This is a genomic window from Hydrogenivirga sp. 128-5-R1-1, assembly GCF_000171895.1.
This window is the reverse complement of the sequence record NZ_ABHJ01000247.1, coordinates 1-1,725: the sequence shown is the minus strand read 5'-3', so window position 1 is coordinate 1,725 and position 1,725 is coordinate 1. Positions and strand designations below refer to the sequence as shown.

Sequence of the window (1,725 nt, the reverse complement as noted above, 5' to 3'; positions counted from 1 at the left end):
CACAGATAAAAAAAGATGAAGGAGCTTTTGATGTAAATGATGTAATTACTCATTTAATTGACAAATTAATTTACAGGCACCCTCATGTTTTCGGAGAAAAAGAGGTTAAAGACGTTGAAAGTGTGTTAAACCAGTGGGAGCAGTTAAAACAAAAAGAGAAAAAAAGAGGGTCAATACTTGACGGTATACCAAAAAGGATGCCTGCACTTATGAGAGCGACAAAAGTGCAGAAAAAGGCAGCAAAAGTTGGCTTTGACTGGAAGAATAAAGAGCAAATACTTGATAAAATACAAGAAGAAATAAAAGAATTTAAAGAAGCAAAAACAAAAGAAGAATTGAAACATGAATTTGGAGATATATTAATTGCCCTTGTAAACCTTGCAAGACATCTTGATATAGACCCTGAAGAGGCACTTCATGAGGCAACAGACAGAATGGTAAGCAGATTTCAGCATATAGAAAAAAGGGCAAAAGAGAAAAATAAAAAATTGGAGGAGATGGAGCTTGAAGAAATGGATAAATACTGGGAAGAAGCCAAATCTATTGAATCTTCTAATAAGTCTTGAACAGATAGATAGAGAGTATTTATTTTTTAAAAGATTTTATTTAGATGAAAATAGTCTTTTATATAAACAGATTAGCTATTGTCTAAACCATAATATTAACTTTGTAGCAAATTTAGGTCATTCAACATTTTTTATTTATTATGAAGGGATAAAAGTTCTAACAGACCCATTCTTAAGCCCTCATATTTTTGGTATAAAAAGACAAAAACCTGCTCTTATTCCCCAGCTTCTTCCTCAGATGGATTATATTTTAATATCCCATGCCCATTACGACCATTTAGATACAAGAACATTAAGGAGACTGCATAGAGAAGCTATTGTGATACTTCCGGAAAACACAAAAAAAATTCTTGGGAATATGTACTTTAAAGAAAAAATTGAACTGAAGCACTGGGATACATTTAAAAATGATAATTTTGAAATAACTTCACTTCCAGTAAAACACAACAAAGGACGCTCTCTTTTATATCCAAATACAGAAACCTCAAGTTATTTTTTCAAAATTAGAGATAAAACATTTTATTTTTGCGGTGATAGTGCGTATTTTAAAGGATTTAAAGAATATGGAAAAAAATTTGATATAGATTATGCATTTCTGCCAATAGGTGGATACGAGCCAAGAATACTTCTTAAAAATGTACACATGAACCCCCAGGAAGCAGTTCAGGCATTTTTAGATTTAAAAGCTAAATATATAATACCAATTCATTATGCAACTTTTCACTCAATACCAAAATTTGTAAAAGTGGAAGCTCCTTTGAAACACTTTAAAGAGGAGATAAAAAATAAAAAACTTGAAGATAAAGCTTTAATAGTTGCTCCAAATGAGATTGAGATGAATTTTTGTTAAAATTAAGTATATGTGGAAATACATTTTTATAACGATAGCTTTTATATACGGAATATCTTTAAGTTTCCCATCTCACAATTTTGAATCAGCTACCGGTCAGAACTCTCAGGTAATAGAAGGCTGTATTGGAGACTGCTCATCCTGTCATTCACTTTATCCCTATGAAGCAAAACAGATATTAGGTAAAAAATTTGATGTAAAAGAAATTATTTCTATTGCAGTAAAAGAGGATACTTTGAGATAATATACAAAAACTCAAAAGGTCAAAAAGAAAAAATAAACCTGCTATTCAGCAAAGATAAAGCCTGT

At 30.8% G+C, this 1,725-nt stretch carries 3 protein-coding genes; all 3 read left to right on the top strand.

The features are described 5' to 3' along the window. Positions 1 to 566: nucleoside triphosphate pyrophosphohydrolase (mazG, locus tag HG1285_RS02800; RefSeq protein WP_008289032.1), on the top strand; the 566-nt coding region annotated here is incomplete at its 5' end. After that, positions 505 to 1,416 carry an MBL fold metallo-hydrolase gene (locus HG1285_RS02805; RefSeq protein WP_232219528.1) on the top strand — a complete coding sequence of 304 codons (912 nt, stop codon included), beginning with the start codon at positions 505 to 507 and terminating at the stop codon, positions 1,414 to 1,416. The genes mazG and HG1285_RS02805, both read left to right, overlap by 62 nt. A gap of 10 nt (positions 1,417 to 1,426) precedes the next feature. Further along, a complete protein-coding gene (locus tag HG1285_RS19580) occupies positions 1,427 to 1,660 on the top strand; it encodes a hypothetical protein (protein WP_157560703.1) in 234 nt (77 codons plus the stop codon). The last annotated feature ends 65 nt before the right edge of the window (positions 1,661 to 1,725 follow it).